This is a genomic window from Pseudomonas sp. MWU12-2319, from assembly GCF_023242525.1.
Classification (GTDB): domain Bacteria; phylum Pseudomonadota; class Gammaproteobacteria; order Pseudomonadales; family Pseudomonadaceae; genus Aquipseudomonas; species Aquipseudomonas gingeri_D.
This window is the reverse complement of sequence record NZ_JALJES010000019.1, coordinates 1-16,147: the sequence shown is the minus strand read 5'-3', so window position 1 is coordinate 16,147 and position 16,147 is coordinate 1. Positions and strand designations below refer to the sequence as shown.

Below are 16,147 nucleotides of genomic sequence, written 5' to 3'. Positions count from 1 at the left end.
CGGAGGTCCCTGATCGCTTATTCTGCTGCCTTGATCCGCCCCACTACCCGGGCTGCCAGGTCATCGGGTCGGAACTTGGCCAGGAAATCATCGGCGCCGACCTTCTTGACCATTGCCTGATTAAAGACCCCTGACAAGGAAGTATGCAGGATGATGTGAAGTTTTTGCATGCGTGGGTCGTTGCGGATCTCGGCCGTCAGAGTGTAGCCATCCATTTCAGGCATTTCGATGTCGGAAATCATCATCAGAAATTCCTCTTCCGGCTTCTTGCCCTCCTCGACCAGCTTACGCAGGTAATCAAGCGCCTGCCGGCCGTCGTTCAACGCCACCACTTCCACGCCCACGGTCTGCAGGCAACGCGTAACCTGCTTGCGCGCCACCGAGGAGTCATCCACCGTCAGCACCCGCATGGAAATCGCCTTGGCCTGGGTCTCGACATCGACCACCCCGTGGGAGATGGATTCGGAAGTCGGCGAGACTTCGGCGAGGATCTTCTCCACGTCGATGATTTCCACCAACTGGTTGTCGATCCGGGTCACCGCGGTCAGGTAGTGATCGCGTCCGGTGCCCTTGGGCGGCGGATGGATCTCTTCCCAGTTCATGTTGACGATGCGCTCCACCGACTTCACCAGGAAACCCTGGGTCTTGGTGTTGTACTCGGTAATGATCACAAACGGATTACTTTGATCCTTGAGACCGCCCGCCCCGGTGGCCATCGCCAGATCCAGGATGGGAATGGTTGCCCCACGGATATTCGCCACGCCACAGACCACCGGGCTGGATTTGGGCATCAGGGTCAGCTTGGGGCACTGCAGCACCTCCCGCACCTTGAACACGTTGATCCCATACAACTGCTGACCGTCCAGACGAAACAACAACAACTCGAGGCGATTCTGCCCGACCAGTTGCGTACGCTGGTTCACCGAATCCATTACACCCGCCATGCCAGCCACCTCTCACACAAGCTTCATGATCCGACGCCTATTCAGCATTAAACGGCACGAGCCTTGCTTTTTATACTGTTATGAAAGCACAAACGACATTTTTTCGACGCCTGACATCACAGTACCGCAGATTGCTCTGGGTCTTGGCGGTTTTATGCAGTCTGAACCCCGGCGGCCCTGCCTTTGCCGACTCGGCGACCCTGCCTGATCAGCTTATCGGCGTGACCCAAGGCTTTCTTGAGTTCACGGTAGAAGACTATCTGGCTACCAGTCAAACCGAAGGACGCTACGAAATCCAGGTCAACCAGCTCGACCCGCGCCTGCGCATGGCGGCTTGCGACAAGGAATTGACAGCCAACCTGGAAAGCCCGGCCACGCCGATTGGCCGGGTCACGGTCAAGGTCCGCTGTGAAGGCAGCTCGCCCTGGACCGTGTTCGTGCCAGCCCAGGTCAAGCTGTTCCGCAATGTGGTGGTCACCACGCGCCCGTTGAAACGCGCCGGAATCATTGAGCCCGGCGATGTCACCCTGCGCGAGCGCGACATCAGCCTGGCCGGCCAGGGCTTCCTGACGTCCACGGATGAGGCCATCGGGCAGAAACTTGTCCGACCAATGGTCATGGACCAGGTCATCACCCTGGTTCATCTGGAGCAGGCCGAGGTGGTTCGCAAGGGCGATCAAGTGGTCATCAGCGCGACAAGCGGTGGCCTGGTGGTCAAGATGCCGGGTGAGGCCTTGTCCAATGGCGGCCTGAATGAACAGATCAGGATCAAGAACCTGAACTCCCAGCGGGTGATCAAGGCACGGGTGACCGGGCCGGGACAGGTGGAAGTCGCGTTGTAGAGAACTGGCGCTAAGCCGCAGCTTTTCCTAAACTGTGCTGCACCAAGGCGCACCGCCAACACGTGCCGGCTCATTCTTATCTGAGCCTAAAGTTTTTCCGGGTATGGCCGAAAACAAGGCAAGCGTCCAAATACCCAGAGGTTTTTTTCATCATGGTCATCGATTTCAGTCGTTTGAATAACCCCCCGTCACTGACAGGCAGTACGCGCACCAGCGCCAGCAAGGAAGCCGACGGCTCCGGCAAATCCGCGTCCGTGAGTACTCCGGCCGCCTCCGTCAGCCAGAGCGGGGAATCGGTACACCTCAGTAATGAGGCTCAGCAGTTGCAACAAGTCACTGACAAGCTGCGCGACCAACCTGTTGTCAACAGCGCCCGCGTGGCCGAGTTGAAGCAGGCGGTTGCCGATGGCAGCTACAAAGTCGACAGCAACCGCGTCGCCAGCAAATTGCTCAACTTCGAAGCCCAACGCTAGGCTCCGGCCTGCGTCAGGCTTTTGGACGCTTAAAAACCAAGGCCAGCCATGCACGACACCACTCTGCTGCAACTGATCACCGATGATTTTGCCCCCGCTCAAGACCTGCTTGAGTTGCTGCGCGCCGAATCCCTGGCGCTCCATGGTCGCAATATGCTCGAGCTGGAAGAGATTCTGGCGCGCAAGCAAGCGCTGATCGTTCTGCTGGAACAGCATGGCCGCAAGCGTAGCCAGCTACTCGCCGGCCTCAATTTGCCCACCAACCGTGCAGGCCTGGAACAACTCGCCGCGCAGTCCAGTATTGGTGAGCAATTGCTGAGTCAGAGCGATGTGTTGACCCAGTTGCTGGCCGATTGCCAGACCGCCAACGAGCTCAACGGTCGTAATATCCAGGTCCAGCAAGCAACTACCGCAAACCAGTTGAAGATCCTGACCGGCGGCGAAACCCCCGCCCTCTATGATGCGCGCGGCTCAACGGCCAGGTCCATGAAACCGCGCCCGCTCAGTCAGGCTTGAACCGGGCCTTGCGCGTGCTCTATCAAGGCGCGCAACATGCTGGCAAAATGCTAGCTCTTGCGTGCAGTTGTATTTTGTCTGGAGATTGATGAACCGTGTCCAATGCCCCAAGCGCGGATGATGCTCCGCAGCCACCCAAGGTGCTTAGCACGCCTCTGGAAATTTCCGCCAACCTGCGGATGCTGCAGGAAAGTCACGACCCGCTGATCATCACCTTTCATGAGCGCAGCCAGCGCTTCCAGAGTTTTGTGATCGACGTCAACCGCGAAGCCGGCACCCTGGCCCTGGACGAAATGATGCCGCGCGACGGCGAGCGCTTCCTGTTGGCCGGCGAGCCATTCCGGGTCGAAGGTTTCCATGAGGGCGTGCGAATCGCCTGGGAACAGCCGCAACCCATGACCATCGACGAGACCAATGGTTGCTACCGTGGCTCGATGCCCGATGAAGTGGTCTATCACCAACGTCGCAATGCCTTCCGTGCCGCCCTGAAGCTGGCCGCGCTGGTCAATGTCGAGCTGGGTGGCGAAAAGCTCAAGGCGCCGTTGACCGGCAAACTGCTGGACATCTCCGCCACCGGTTGCAAACTGCGTTTCGACGGCGATATTTCCGACCGCCTGCAACTGGGCCAGGTCTACGAGCGCTTTATTGCCGCCCTGCCCTTCGGCCCGATGACCGCACCCGTGGAACTGCGCCACCTGCACTTCGAGGAAAGGATCAACACCACCTTCGCCGGCGTGCGCTTCCACAACATGAGCGGTCTGGTCCAGCGCCAGGTCGAGCGCTTTGTCTATCAGTTGCAGCGTGAAGCACGGCGCTTCGATAAAGACGACGACTTCTGATCCAGCAGTCGCCATAAAAAACGGGCCACCCTCATCAGGTGGCCCGTTTTTTTTTACGTTCAACGTTTCAGTTGCTCGACTTGTGCGCCGGCTCCGGGTCCGACTCGTCCACCTCGGGCACGACCTCAGCCTCGGGTGGTGTCGGCACGACGCTGTCACACATCTGATCCAGCACGATCTGCTCGTCGACCCGTGGGTCAAGCGCCGCGCCAAGGGGCGACATGGCTTCCGGCATGACCACGTGTTGCAGCGGCGCATCCTCGACCTGATGCAGGTTGGTCACCGCCTTCGGTCGGATCCGCCACACCAGCATCAAGGCGAAGAAGCTGAAAAACGCGTAGAGCATCTGGCTGCCGAACAGTTTCATCAGCACACCCGCCACCAAGGGCCCGATACTGGCGCCTATGCCATAGGTCATCAGCAGCATGGCCGTCAGCGAGACCCGGCGATCGCCCTCGATATGATCGTTGGAAAAGGCCACTGCCAGGGGATACAGGCAGAACTGCAGCAAGGACACCATGAACCCCGAGGCAAACAGCACCTCCAGCGGCGCATGGGACATGATTGCCAGCGGCAATGAGGCCAATGCCAGCATAAAGGCAATGCTGCGAATCAGCACCGCCCGGTCATAACGATCCGAGATCCAGCCCAGCGGCCACTGCACCAGGAAACCGGCGAAAATGCAGCAGCCCATGAACAGACCCACCTGCTCGGTGGTAAGCCCCTGCTGGGACGCATACAAGGGGGCCAGGCCGTAAAAGGAGCCGACGATGATCCCGGCGCCCAGGACGGTGGTCAGCGACTGCGGCACCCGCTTCATGAAGAAACGCGGCTCCAGCGGCGCCGGATGCAGCGGTGCAGGGTGAATCCGCCGGGTCATCGCCACGGGCACCAGGCACAGGGCAAAGCACATCGCTACCGCCATCAGCAGCTCCAGGCCCAGGGCCGGGTGCAGGACCAGGATCATCTGCCCGAGGATCAGCCCCAGGTAGGAAGCAATCATGTAGCCGCTGAAGACCACACCGCGCTGCTTGGCTTCCGCCTGCTCGTTGAGCCAGCTCTCGATGACCATGTACTGGCACATCATCCCCAGGCCCACGATCATCCGCAGGAACAGCCACGCCGGCAGCCAGTCTATCAAGCCATGGCCGAGCACCGCCGCACCGACAATACCGGCACAGGTGGCATAGGCGCGGATATGGCCGACCCGGGCAATCAACCGGTGGCCGATCTTGCCGCCCAGCACCAGGCCGAAGTAGTTGGCGGCCATCAAGGCACCCACCCACAGGCTGTCGACATGTTCGGCGGCCAGGCGCAGGGCCAGGTAGGTACTCAGCAGGCCGGAGCCGATCAACATCATCAGCGAGGCGAAATACAGTGCTCGAAAGGGTTTCCAGATTTGGCGCATCGGCGTTCCGAGCGGCTCCTTGAATAGGGTATCGGACTATCCGACAAGATAGCCCGAACGGGACGGCTACAGCTATGCCTGAGAGGCCAGGACACGACGCTCCCAGGGGGTAATTTCATCCAGGAAACTGGTCAGCTCCATGCTCTTGGAAGCGATATAGCCTTCGATGAACACGCTGCCGAACAACTCCCTGGCCAACGGACTACGTTTCAGACGTTCGAGCGCGGCATGCAAGGTACATGGCAACGACAAAGAATCCGGAACTTGGAATTCACCCTGGATCGCCGGCGTCGGTTCCAGCTCGTGCTCGATCCCGTAAAGGCCCGCCGCCAGGCTCGCGGCAATCGCCAGATAGGGATTCGCATCGGCTCCCGGCAAGCGGTTTTCTACTCGCCGCGCCACTGGAGCGCTGGCCGGAATACGCAAACCGGCCGAGCGGTTGTCATGGGACCAGCAAGCGTTGTTCGGCGAGGCAAAGGGATGGCACAGCCGCTGGTAGGAATTCACGTTCGGTGCGAACAGCGCGGTGAAGTCCGCCAGGCAGGCCTGCTGCCCACCGATGAAATGCCGGAAGGTCGCGGTCGGCTCGCCGTTGGCATCGCTGAACACATTGCGCCCGCTGTCGGCCGCCACCACGCTCTGATGAATATGCATGGAACTGCCAGGGGTGTGAGCCAGCGGCTTGGCCATGCAGACCACGGTCAGGCCGTGCTTGAGGGCGACTTCCTTGAGCAGGTGCTTGAACAGGAAAGTCTGGTCGGCCAGCAGCAACGGATCGCCATGCAGCAGGTTGATCTCGAACTGGCTGACGCCCATTTCGTGCATGAAGGTATCCCGGGGCAGTCCCAGGGCGGCCATGCATTCGTAGACTTCGCTGAAGAAGGGGCGCAGGCCGTTGTTGGAACTGACGCTGAACGCCGAATGGCCCTCCTCGCGTCGACCGTCCAGGCCCACTGGCGGCAGGAAGGCCTGGGTCGGGTCGGGGTTCGGGGCAAAGACGAAGAACTCCAGCTCGGTCGCGACCACCGGCGCCAGGCCACGGGCCGCATAACGTGCGATCACCGCCTTGAGCTGGCCACGGGTCGAAAGGCTGGAGCTTTCGCCGCTCAGTTCGTCCGCATCACAGATGGCCAGGGCACGGGGTTGTCGGCTCCAGGGCAGGCGGTGAATCTGCTGGGGATCGGCGTTGAGCGCCAGATCGCCATCGTCACTGCCGTAAAAACGTGCCGGCGGGTAACCGCCCATGATGCATTGCAGCAAGACCCCGCGAGCCATCTGCAGGCGTCGCCCTTCGAGAAAGCCCTCGGCGGTCATCACCTTGCCGCGGGGTACGCCATTGAGGTCCGGGGTGACACACTCAATCTCATCAATGCCGGTCAGTCGCTGGGCGAGTGAACGCTGGCCATCGGTCGTCATGACTCAATCCTTGTTGTTGTACGGGCCGCTAACGGCGTCCTGTACAAAATACGCATCACCCGTTCAGGATTTCAAGCAGGGAATACAGAAAAGACTGACCGAACAATCAGGGTACGCCCTGGCGATTGCACTCACGGCAGATAAAGACTGAACAAGGCCCCGCCCAAGGTCCCGCCATTGGCGATCTCGATCCGCCCGCGCACGCCGTTGCGCTCGTGCAGCCCGGCAATCCGCGCGGCGAAATACAACCCCAGGCCGGTACTGCCGGTCGCCGGGTTGATGCCCTGGACATAATCGGCCTGGCGCTCGACCATCTGCTCCGGGTAACCGGGGCCGTCATCATTGATGGTCAGCACCAATTGCTCGCCCTCTTCGCGGACACTGATCAGCAGCGCATGACAGGCGTAGCCGATGGCATTGGTGACGATATTGCCGACCACCGAACCGATCAGTTCCCGGTCGAAGAAACCCAGCGGACTGAAATCGCCAACCTCGCAGCTGGCGACGATCCCACGGCTGCTCAGCAGCTCCTGGCGCCCAGCCAGCTGCGCGCCGATAAAATCGTCCAGCTCATGGTAATCCGGGCGCAGCGGCAGCTGATTGACCCCCAGCTTGTACAGCCCGAGCAGTTGCACCAGCATGGTATTGAGATGCGCGAACTCATACTCGATCACACTGTGCTCGGGGGTTTCGCGCTGGGCATCGGGCAAGCGCGCCAACCACTGGCCATGGGCCTGTGTCAGCATCGCCAGGGAGTTCTTCATGTCATGCACGGTGGAGGCAATCACCGTGGAGAAATCCAGCCCCTCGTGAGTCTCACTCATTCGCCAAATGCCCGGGTACGCAATTTCTGATACCTCTCATAACGGGGGTCGCTGTCCGGCATCTTGCCGACCATTTTCAGACAGCCGCGACACTCCTCGAGCACTGCGGCATCGCCGCCCTTCTGGGCAATGACGAGCAGCGCCTGGGCCGCGTTCAAGGCAATACTGATGTTCTTCGGTTGCAGCGCCAAAGCCCGGCGGAACAGGTCCACGGCCTCGTCCAGGTTGCCGCCCTTGTAGCTGCGCACGCCCTGCACGTTGAGATCGATGGCCGCCTTGCCGCCGCCAAGGATCTCCGGGTCGTCGGTCAGCTTGGCGATCCCTTTCATCACCGTCGGATCGTCGCCGTAGATTTCCACGCAGTTTTTCAGCATCGAAGCGCCGGCATCGGCCTGGCCCAGTTGCTGCAGCTGCTTGGCCACCAGCAGCGCGGCCTCGGCGCTCATAAAGTTCTCCATGCCGTCCAGGCGCGACATCGCCTGCTCGGTGAGCTTGTCGGCGGTTTCGGCATCGTTGAGCAGCAGGCTGGTGGCCTTCATCAAGCGCGCCCGCACCTGCAAGCCCTGGTCGTTGGCGTTTTCCTTGGCGACCGCGCTCAGGGTCTGGTTGATCTCCAGCCGGGTACGGGTGTCCAGGCCACGCTCGCTGCCCTTGCTGATCAGCGCATGGGCCAGGCCGAGGTTGCTCTCAGGGTCCTTGAAACGCGATTGCTCGCCCTGGTACACGGCCTGGCGATAAGCTCGGGAAGCACTTTCAAAATCTTCGTTGGCCAAGGCCAGCTTGCCCAGCATCGACTGTCGGCGCACCGCCAGCGGCGAGAGGCGTACAGCCTCCTCCAGCACGCTCTGCGCACGCCGGGTATCACCTTCCTGCACCAGCACCTCGGCCAGGCCGTCATAGAGCGCCGGCATCATTGGAAAGGCCTTGAGCGCGGTCTCATAGAGCGCCTTGGCCTGGGTGATCTGGTTACGCTTGAACAACAACTGCCCCATGCGCGCATAAGCCCAGGGCAACGGACGGTCGGCGAGGATGCCGGTGAGAAAACGTTCCAGGGGTTCGAACTGATTCAGGTTCCACATCGCGTCGGCGCGGTAGCGCAGGCACAACGGAGCGAAACGGCTGTCCTGCTGGGTCAGGCGGGTGCAGGCGGCCAGCACCTCGGCCGGCTTGTCGCGGTCCAACGCCTCCATGATCGGCTTGAGCAGGTTCTTGCGCTGCACCAGCTTTTCCAGGCGCTGGGCCAGGCTGGCACGGTTGAACGGCTTGGTCAGGTAGGCATCGGGTTCGTGTTCGAGGGCCGAGAGCACCATGGCCTGGCTGCTTTCGGCGGTGACCATGACAAACACGCTTTCATGGCTGATCAGCTTGTCGGTCATCAGGTCTTCGAGCACCTGCTGGCCGTTCTTCTTGCCATCGCCCAGGTGGTAGTCATGCAGCACGAAATCGTAACGTTTCTGGGCGCACATGCGCAGCGCCTGTTCCCCGGTGTCGGCGGTGTCCACTTCCTTGACCCCCAACTCCCGCAGCATGGACCGGACTGAACTGCGGAAATCGGAGAAATCATCGACGATAAGAAAGTTTTTTTGGTGATACGCCAGCATCGAGATTCCTGTCATGGGAAATAGAAGATGAGCCCGTGGGCAATCACCAGAGCGGGTTCAGCTTCCCTGCCACCTTCGCGCGCAGATAATAACTAACAGCATTTTGCCATCAAGCGACTTTACAGCATCGTACAAAATCCCAGGCAAAAAGCGACCTTTTGCCAAGCGTAGCGGCAAAAGCTATAGAGGCTTGATCAACCAGTTGAGACACACCCTCAGCCCACGGCAGCGGATTCTACGGTTGTCTCCAACAGGGTATCGTCAGGCGCCGCGAAAACCTGAGACTCGGACGAAGGGTTGTCAGCATCGACCACGGCAAGTAGGCAACCCGTTAACGACCCACCTGGCGTTTTTCCAGCAGCGCAAACAGCTGGATACCGGCCAGCATGGCCAGCACGAACACGATGGCCTGCCAATGCCCGGTCAGCAGAATCGCCACCGCCGGTCCCGGGCAAATGCCGGCGATTCCCCAGCCCACGCCAAACAGCAGGCTGCCGCCCACCAGGCGGACATCCAACCCGCGTTTGAGCGGTATCTGCATGGGCGCTCCCAACAGGGAGTGCTTGTGTTTGCCGGCCCATCGGAATGGCAAGGCCGCCACGACCACGGCCCCCAGCATGACCAGTCCCAGGGAAGGATCCCAGGCCCCCGCCAGATCAAGAAACCCCAACACCTTGGCCGGGTTGGCCATACCGGCCAGCAGCAGGCCGATGCCGAATATCAGACCGCCCAAAAAAGCCGTCAGCTTGGTCATAGCCAGACTCCCAACACATGGCGAAGAACATGGACCGTGGCAAATCCCGCGGCCATGAAGCACAGCGTGGCCACAATGGAGCGTGGCGACAGCCGTGAAATGCCACACACACCGTGCCCGCTGGTGCACCCCGAGCCATAACGGGTTCCCAATCCCACCAGCAGGCCCGCCAGCACCAAGCCGGGGACTCCGGTCTCGAAGCGGATCGTCGGCAGCGCATGGAACGCCCCCCACAACAACGGCGCCAGCAGCAGACCCAGTAGAAACAAGGCCTTCTCGCCCCACCCTTCGCCGCCGCGCTGAAGCAGGCTGCCGAGTAAGCCGCTGATGCCGGCAATACGGCCGTTGGCGAGGATGAACAGAGCCGCCGCCAGCCCGATCAGCGCGCCTCCAGCCAGTGCCGACCACTGCGTAAAGTCAAGCCAGTCGATAGTCATATCGCCCCGTCCGCTGAATAAAGAGAATATGCATGGTCGTGAGTACAGTCGACCTGCGTCAATGTTTCGGCCCCCATGGGCGGATATGGTCACAACAGTAGCGACGCTCCTTGAAAAAACCGACTCACGGAGCTGAACAATCATGCCAGTGAGTCGATATAAAAAAACATAACAAGCTTGCTCCTCGACCCGGGATTTCCTATGAAGTGGAAAATACGCAACAAGGTTCTGCTGCTATCCGTGATTCCTGCCCTCCTGCTGGCTTTGATTATTCAACTGCTGGCCTTTTCCGAGCAGCAGGCCATGGGCGAGCGAAGTATCGAGGAGACGCGCCAGACCTTGATAAAAACCCGCAAGGACGAGCTGGTGCATTACCTCGATCTGGCCTACAGCGCCATCAAGCCGCTTTATGAAGGGGCCGATGCCATGAGCCCCACCACCCAGGAAGAGGCCAAGCGTCGACTGCGCGACCTTCACTATGGGCAAGACGGCTATTTCTTCGGCTACAACGACAAGGGCGACAGGATTTTCCTGGCCGCCGGCAAGGACGATGGGAAAAATTTCTGGGACCTGAAAGACAGCCACGGCACTTACCTGATCCGAGAGCTGATCGGTGCCGCCAAGCGCGGCGGTGATTTCGTCACCTACTACTTCCCCAAGCCCGGTAATGACGACACCGCCTACCCCAAGCTGTCCTACGCCATTTACCTGGACAAATGGAACTGGATCGTCGGCGCTGGGTTTTATGTCGACGGCCTGGACGCCCTGATCGCCACGCAAACGCAACACCAGCAGCAGGCCATGGACGCCCTGCGCTGGAAGCAGTGGGGCATCATGGGGGTGCTGCTGATCGTGCTCAGCCTCGTCGCAGCCTATGTCGCTCGCAGCATCGTCAGACCACTCGGCCTGCTGACCCGCAGCTTGCAGGACTTGGCCAGCGAAGACGGCGACCTCACCCGTCAGCTACCCATCGATGGCAATGAGGAAACCGCCGAGCTGGCCAGTGCTTTCAATCAGTTCGCCGGAAAAATCCGCCATATGGTGCTGGAGCTGGCCCGCTGCGCCCAGCAGTTGCAGGAGCGTAACGAACAACTCAAGCAAAGTGCCCAGCATGCCGCCGATGCGCTGACACGCCAGACCCGTGACGCCGAGCAGGTCACCCACGCCATGGAGCAGATGGCCCTGGCCACCCACAACGTGGCGGAGTCGGCGCAGAATGCCGCCCAGGCGACCCGCAATACCGATGAGCAGGCCCAGGCCATGCAAACCAACGTGAGCGACACCGTCAATGCCATTGGCGGTCTGGCGCGGGATATCGAAAAAGCCGCCCAGGATATCCAGACCCTGGGCAGCGATGTGGAGTCCATCGGCTCCATCCTCGATGTGATCCGCGGCATTGCCGAGCAAACCAATCTGCTGGCCCTCAACGCCGCCATCGAAGCCGCCCGCGCGGGAGAACAGGGACGTGGGTTTGCCGTGGTCGCCGACGAAGTCCGCTCGCTGGCCCAGCGTACCCAGCAAAGCACCCAGGAAATCCAGGCCAAGATCACTCAACTGCAACAAGGCGCCCGAGCGGCGGTCAGCACCATGCAGAGCAGCCTCGGTGGCAGCGAGCTGGCAGTGACCAAGGTCAACGGTACCGGCCAGATCCTGGCCCAGGTCAGCAATGCGGTGTCCGAGATCAACGGCATGAACAACCAGATCGCGACCGCCGCGGAAGAACAGTCGAGCATTGGCGCCGAGGTGAACCAGAGCCTGGCGCAAATCAGCCAGCACATCAACGACACCCAGGCCATCACCACGCGCAACAACGAAATGTGTGTCGAGCTGGATCAGCTGTCGCGGGAATTGGGACTACTGGTCAAGCGTTTCAGGGTCTGACGGTTCGAAAAGGGCGCTGTCCATCCTGACGCGCCCAAGGGAACCGAGACAAATGAATGATTCTTCATTTCAAAATATTACTAAAAATCACACTACAGTCATCAGACAGAAATATTTCAGGAATTAAATCGTAACGTCTCTTTATAGGTGGGTCACTCCACTTAACCCTTTCATTGAGGTGTTTGATGTTGCTGACTAAAAAAGGCCTGTCTGTCCTGCTGGCTTCTCTGTGCCTGAGCGGTGTCGCTCACGCGACCGATGTGACCGGCGCTGGCTCCAGCTTTGTCTATCCAGTCCTGTCCAAGTGGTCCCAGGACTACAGCAAAGACTCCAGCAATCGCATCAACTACCAGTCGATCGGCTCGGGTGGCGGTATTGCCCAGATCAAGGCGGCGACCGTGGACTTCGGCGCTTCCGACGCCCCACTGTCGGCGGATGACCTCAAGGCCGGCGGCCTGGGTCAATTCCCTAGCGTGATTGGCGGCATCGTGCCGGTGATGAACATCGACGGCGTCGCAGCGGGCCAATTGAAGCTCGACGGCGAAACCCTGGCGAAAATCTTCCTGGGTGAAATCACCGAGTGGACCGACCCGGCCATCGTTGCCCTGAACCCGGGCGTGAAACTGCCTGGCGGTAAAATCACCGTGGTTCACCGTTCTGACGGCTCGGGTACCTCGTACAACTTCACCAACTACCTCGCTAAAGTGAGCGATGGCTGGAAATCCAAAATCGGCTTCGGTACCACCGTGCCGTGGCCAGTCGGCGTCGGCGGCAAAGGCAACGAAGGTGTCTCCGCCTACGTGAAGCAGATCAAGAACTCCATCGGTTATGTCGAGTACGCTTACGCTCTGCAGAACAAGATGACTCACGCACAGCTGAAAAACGCCGCCGGCAAGTTCATCCAGCCTAACGCCAAAGCGTTTGCGGCCGCTGCCGACACCGCCGACTGGGCCAACGCCAAAGACTTCAACCTGATCATGACCAACGCTCCTGGCGATGGCGCATGGCCGATCACGGCGACCACCTGGATCATCATGTACAAACAACCGAAGAATGCCGAGCAGAGCCAGGCAGCCTTCAACTTCTTCAAATGGTCGCTGGAAAATGGCCAACAACAGGCCTCGGCGCTGGACTATGTGGCTTTACCTGACTCCCTCGTCAAGCGCATCGAAGGTTATTGGAAGTCTGACTTCGCCCATTGATCCAGCAATAGCTAAAACACCCCTTCCTCGGGCAGTCTTTGTCGAGTGAAGGGGTTTGTTTGTGAGCAGACTTCTGATGAACGATATAGTGCAACCTCCGACCATGACCATTTACGCTGGCGAAGTGGCGAGTGATGCGCGTGCGACTCGCGATCATCGTCATGATCTCTGGTTCAAGCGCTCGATGATGGGCGCCGCGATGCTGGTGCTGCTACTCCTGGCAAGCATCGCAGCGTCGACACTCTGGGGCGGCAGTCTTGCGCTCAAGACCTTCGGTTTCGGTTTTCTTACCAGCACTGAGTGGGATGCGGTCAATAACCACTTTGGTGCCCTGGTGCCGATTTACGGCACCCTGGTGACGTCCTTCCTGGCGTTGCTGATTGCGGTTCCCGTCAGCTTCGGCATTGCGATTTTTCTGACAGAGGTCGCACCACCTTGGCTACGGATGCCCGTCGCCTCGGCGGTTGAATTGCTCGCGGGGATTCCATCGATCATCTACGGCATGTGGGGCCTGTTCGTATTCGGCCCGTTCATGGCTGAACATCTGTCTCCCTGGATCAACGATTACCTGGGTTCGCTACCTTTGGTCGGTTCGCTGTTTCAGGGGCCGCCCCTGGGTATCGGCATGCTGACCGCCGGCATCGTCCTGGCAATCATGATCATGCCCTTCATCACCTCGGTCATGCAGGAAGTGTTTCGCAGCGTTCCCACGCCACTCAAAGAGTCTGCCTACGCATTGGGCGGCACTACCTGGGAAGTGGTCTGGGACATCGTCCTGCCTTACACCCGCTCTGCGGTGGTCGGCGGCATTTTCCTCGGACTGGGACGGGCATTGGGCGAAACCATGGCGGTGACTTTCGTACTGGGTAACGCTCAACAGTTCTCGGCCTCCTTGCTGATGCCAAGCAGCTCCATCGCTTCGGTCATCGCCAACGAGTTCAGCGAAGCCTATACCGACCTGCATCGTTCGGCGCTGATTGCCCTGGGCTTCCTGCTGTTTATCGTCACCTTTATCGTATTGGCGCTGGCGCGACTCCTGCTGATGCGGCTTTCACGCAAGGAGGGTGTATGACCGGTAACGAACGTCTCTACCGAATCCGTGCTTTCAAGAATCAGTTGGCGATGGTGCTCAGTTGTGGCGCCACGGTCTTCGGCCTGGTCTGGTTGGTGTGGATCCTGCTGACCACGATCATCAACGGCTTTCAGGCGCTCAATCTTCGCCTCTTCACCCAGATGACACCGCCACCGGGTGTGGAAGGCGGCCTGGCCAACGCGTTCTATGGCAGCGCCCTGATGTCGGCGATCGCCCTGCTGATCGGCACGCCGATCGGCTTGATGGCGGGTATCTGGCTGGCGGAGTTCGCCCGTCACTCGCGCCTGGGCAACGTCGTTCGTTTCATCAACGACATCCTGCTCTCGGCGCCGTCGATTGTGCTGGGCTTGTTCGTCTACACGGCGGTGATCCTGCCGCTGAACCTGCTGACCAATCATCAGTCCGGTTTCTCCGCGATCGCCGGGGCCCTGGCCTTGGCGCTCCTGGTGATTCCGGTGGTGGTCAGGACCACCGACGAGATGCTTCAACTGCAACCCACCACCTTGCGCGAGGCTGCTCTAGCATTGGGTGTCCCGCAGTGGAAATTGACGCTGCAAATCGTCCTGCGCGCGGCGAAAGCCGGTGTGCTGACCGGTATCTTGCTGGCGCTGGCCAGGATCACCGGTGAAACGGCACCACTGCTGTTTACCGCTTTCGGCAACCAGTTCTGGAGCAGCAATCTGCTCAAGCCGATTGCCAGCGTCCCCGTGGTGATCTTCCAGTACGCCATGAGTCCTTTCGAGGACTGGCATTCCCTGGCCTGGGCGGGCGCATTGGTACTGACCTTGTTCGTACTGATCCTCAGCCTTCTGTCCCGTTTGATCCTTTTGCGCAATAGGTTGACTTGATGAATAGCCGTGACCTTGGCAACGAAAAAACCAAAATTCGCGTTCGTGGCCTGGAGTTTTTTTACAACAACCAGCGCTCACTGAAGTCCATCGACATGGATATTCCAGAGAAACGCATCACTGCGATCATCGGGCCTTCAGGTTGCGGTAAATCGACACTGCTGCGGGTATTCAACCGGATCTACTCCATGTATCCGAAGCAGGAGGCGCGTGGCGAGGTACTGCTCAACGGCGAGAACATTCTCGCGCCGGGCTACTCGATGAACCGCCTGCGCAGTCATGTCGGCATGGTCTTCCAGAAGCCGGTACCGTTTCCGATGTCGATCTACGACAACGTGGCCTATGCCGTGCGCCACCATGAGCAGCTATCGCGCCATGAGATGGACGAGCGTGTCGAGCAGGCCTTGAGTGGTGCCGCGCTGTGGGATGAGGTCAAGGATAAGCTCAAGCAAAGCGCACAGGGCCTCTCGGGCGGTCAACAGCAACGTCTGTGTATTGCGCGGACGATTGCCTTGCGGCCACAGGTCTTGCTCCTGGATGAGCCGACCTCCGCACTTGACCCGATTTCCACCGGGCGCATCGAGCAGTTGATCACTGAACTGAAAGAGCAGTACACCATCATCATCGTGACCCACAACATGCAGCAAGCGGCACGGGTATCGGACTACACCGCGTTCATGTTCATGGGTGAGCTGATCGAGCATGCGATGAGCGACACCATCTTCACCAATCCGAAGAAAAAGCAGACCGAAGACTACGTTACTGGTCGCTTTGGCTGATTCGGACGCGAATAGAGAGACCACCTGCAGAGGTGGTTTTTTTATGCCTGGGATTTAGTGGCTATGCCTGGCTATGGGGGGCGGGTTGCTACCGAGGAGGCCTTGAGCCTTGTATCGCCGTCATCGCTGGCAAGCCAGCTCCTACAAGAGCCAGGCACGACGATGTCCCTGAGGTGGAACACCGACCTGTGGGAGCTGGCTTGCCGGCGATGAGGCCCGCAAGCCTTGCAGCGCCTGAACCGGCCTCTTCGCGGGCAAGCCCGGCTCCTACAGTGTGGTGTCGTACACAA

Annotated in this window: 16 protein-coding genes; 9 read left to right on the top strand and 7 right to left on the bottom strand. The window is 59.9% G+C overall.

Annotated features, from left to right (window positions below):
• Positions 1–17: 17 nt before the first annotated feature.
• Positions 18–944 carry a chemotaxis protein CheV gene (locus M5C01_RS26190; protein WP_103497248.1) on the bottom strand — a complete coding sequence of 309 codons (927 nt, stop codon included), beginning with the start codon at positions 942–944 and terminating at the stop codon, positions 18–20.
• 80 nt (positions 945–1,024) lie between these two features.
• On the opposite strand from M5C01_RS26190, the gene flgA reads away from it, so the two are divergent.
• The 4 genes from flgA to M5C01_RS26170 all read left to right on the top strand — a co-directional run bounded on the left by flgA (position 1,025) and on the right by M5C01_RS26170 (position 3,614).
• Positions 1,025–1,786, top strand: coding sequence for a flagellar basal body P-ring formation chaperone FlgA (flgA, locus tag M5C01_RS26185; protein WP_152741525.1), 762 nt, complete (start codon positions 1,025–1,027; stop codon positions 1,784–1,786).
• Between the two features lie 152 nt (positions 1,787–1,938).
• Complete coding sequence (gene flgM, locus M5C01_RS26180) at positions 1,939–2,259, top strand: flagellar biosynthesis anti-sigma factor FlgM (RefSeq protein WP_103497246.1); 321 nt, start codon at positions 1,939–1,941, stop codon at positions 2,257–2,259.
• A 48-nt stretch (positions 2,260–2,307) separates the two neighbouring features.
• A complete protein-coding gene (locus tag M5C01_RS26175; RefSeq protein ID WP_103497245.1) occupies positions 2,308–2,775 on the top strand; it encodes a flagellar protein FlgN in 468 nt (155 codons plus the stop codon).
• A gap of 95 nt (positions 2,776–2,870) precedes the next feature.
• Positions 2,871–3,614, top strand: coding sequence for a flagellar brake protein (locus M5C01_RS26170; protein ID WP_103497244.1), 744 nt, complete (start codon positions 2,871–2,873; stop codon positions 3,612–3,614).
• A gap of 67 nt (positions 3,615–3,681) precedes the next feature.
• Here the strand turns inward: M5C01_RS26170 and M5C01_RS26165 are convergent, their stop codons facing one another.
• The 6 genes from M5C01_RS26165 to M5C01_RS26140 all read right to left on the bottom strand — a co-directional run bounded on the left by M5C01_RS26165 (position 3,682) and on the right by M5C01_RS26140 (position 10,054).
• Positions 3,682–5,022 carry an MFS transporter gene (locus tag M5C01_RS26165; RefSeq protein WP_152741526.1) on the bottom strand — a complete coding sequence of 447 codons (1,341 nt, stop codon included), beginning with the start codon at positions 5,020–5,022 and terminating at the stop codon, positions 3,682–3,684.
• A 72-nt stretch (positions 5,023–5,094) separates the two neighbouring features.
• Positions 5,095–6,336 (bottom strand): glutamine synthetase family protein, encoded by a 1,242-nt coding sequence (locus M5C01_RS26160; protein ID WP_178129979.1) that lies wholly within the window; start codon positions 6,334–6,336, stop codon positions 5,095–5,097.
• 233 nt (positions 6,337–6,569) lie between these two features.
• Positions 6,570–7,262, bottom strand: coding sequence for a HAMP domain-containing sensor histidine kinase (locus M5C01_RS26155; RefSeq protein ID WP_152741528.1), 693 nt, complete (start codon positions 7,260–7,262; stop codon positions 6,570–6,572).
• Entirely contained in the window at positions 7,259–8,863 is a 1,605-nt protein-coding gene (locus M5C01_RS26150) for a tetratricopeptide repeat-containing response regulator (RefSeq protein WP_152741529.1), read from the bottom strand. Before M5C01_RS26150 ends, M5C01_RS26155 begins: the two co-directional genes overlap by 4 nt.
• Before the next feature lie 331 nt (positions 8,864–9,194).
• Positions 9,195–9,617 (bottom strand): DUF6691 family protein, encoded by a 423-nt coding sequence (locus M5C01_RS26145; protein WP_103497239.1) that lies wholly within the window; start codon positions 9,615–9,617, stop codon positions 9,195–9,197.
• Positions 9,614–10,054 carry a YeeE/YedE family protein gene (locus M5C01_RS26140; protein ID WP_152741530.1) on the bottom strand — a complete coding sequence of 147 codons (441 nt, stop codon included), beginning with the start codon at positions 10,052–10,054 and terminating at the stop codon, positions 9,614–9,616. Before M5C01_RS26140 ends, M5C01_RS26145 begins: the two co-directional genes overlap by 4 nt.
• Before the next feature lie 201 nt (positions 10,055–10,255).
• Here M5C01_RS26140 and M5C01_RS26135 point away from each other — a divergent pair, with 201 nt between their 5' ends.
• The 5 genes from M5C01_RS26135 to pstB all read left to right on the top strand — a co-directional run bounded on the left by M5C01_RS26135 (position 10,256) and on the right by pstB (position 15,857).
• The gene (locus M5C01_RS26135) at positions 10,256–11,935 is read left to right on the top strand and encodes a methyl-accepting chemotaxis protein (protein ID WP_248764413.1); all 1,680 of its coding nucleotides are present in this window, start codon (positions 10,256–10,258) and stop codon (positions 11,933–11,935) included.
• A gap of 185 nt (positions 11,936–12,120) precedes the next feature.
• Positions 12,121–13,137, top strand: a complete 1,017-nt coding sequence (pstS, locus tag M5C01_RS26130) for a phosphate ABC transporter substrate-binding protein PstS (RefSeq protein WP_177102045.1) — start codon at positions 12,121–12,123, stop codon at positions 13,135–13,137.
• A 76-nt stretch (positions 13,138–13,213) separates the two neighbouring features.
• The gene (gene pstC, locus M5C01_RS26125; protein ID WP_103497236.1) at positions 13,214–14,209 is read left to right on the top strand and encodes a phosphate ABC transporter permease subunit PstC; all 996 of its coding nucleotides are present in this window, start codon (positions 13,214–13,216) and stop codon (positions 14,207–14,209) included.
• Positions 14,206–15,078 (top strand): phosphate ABC transporter permease PstA, encoded by an 873-nt coding sequence (gene pstA, locus M5C01_RS26120; RefSeq protein WP_103497235.1) that lies wholly within the window; start codon positions 14,206–14,208, stop codon positions 15,076–15,078. Before pstC ends, pstA begins: the two co-directional genes overlap by 4 nt.
• Positions 15,078–15,857: a phosphate ABC transporter ATP-binding protein PstB gene (pstB, locus tag M5C01_RS26115; protein WP_100944227.1), complete on the top strand. Its 780-nt coding sequence runs from the start codon at positions 15,078–15,080 to the stop codon at positions 15,855–15,857. The genes pstA and pstB overlap by 1 nt, the downstream gene beginning before the upstream one ends.
• Positions 15,858–16,147: the final 290 nt, after the last annotated feature.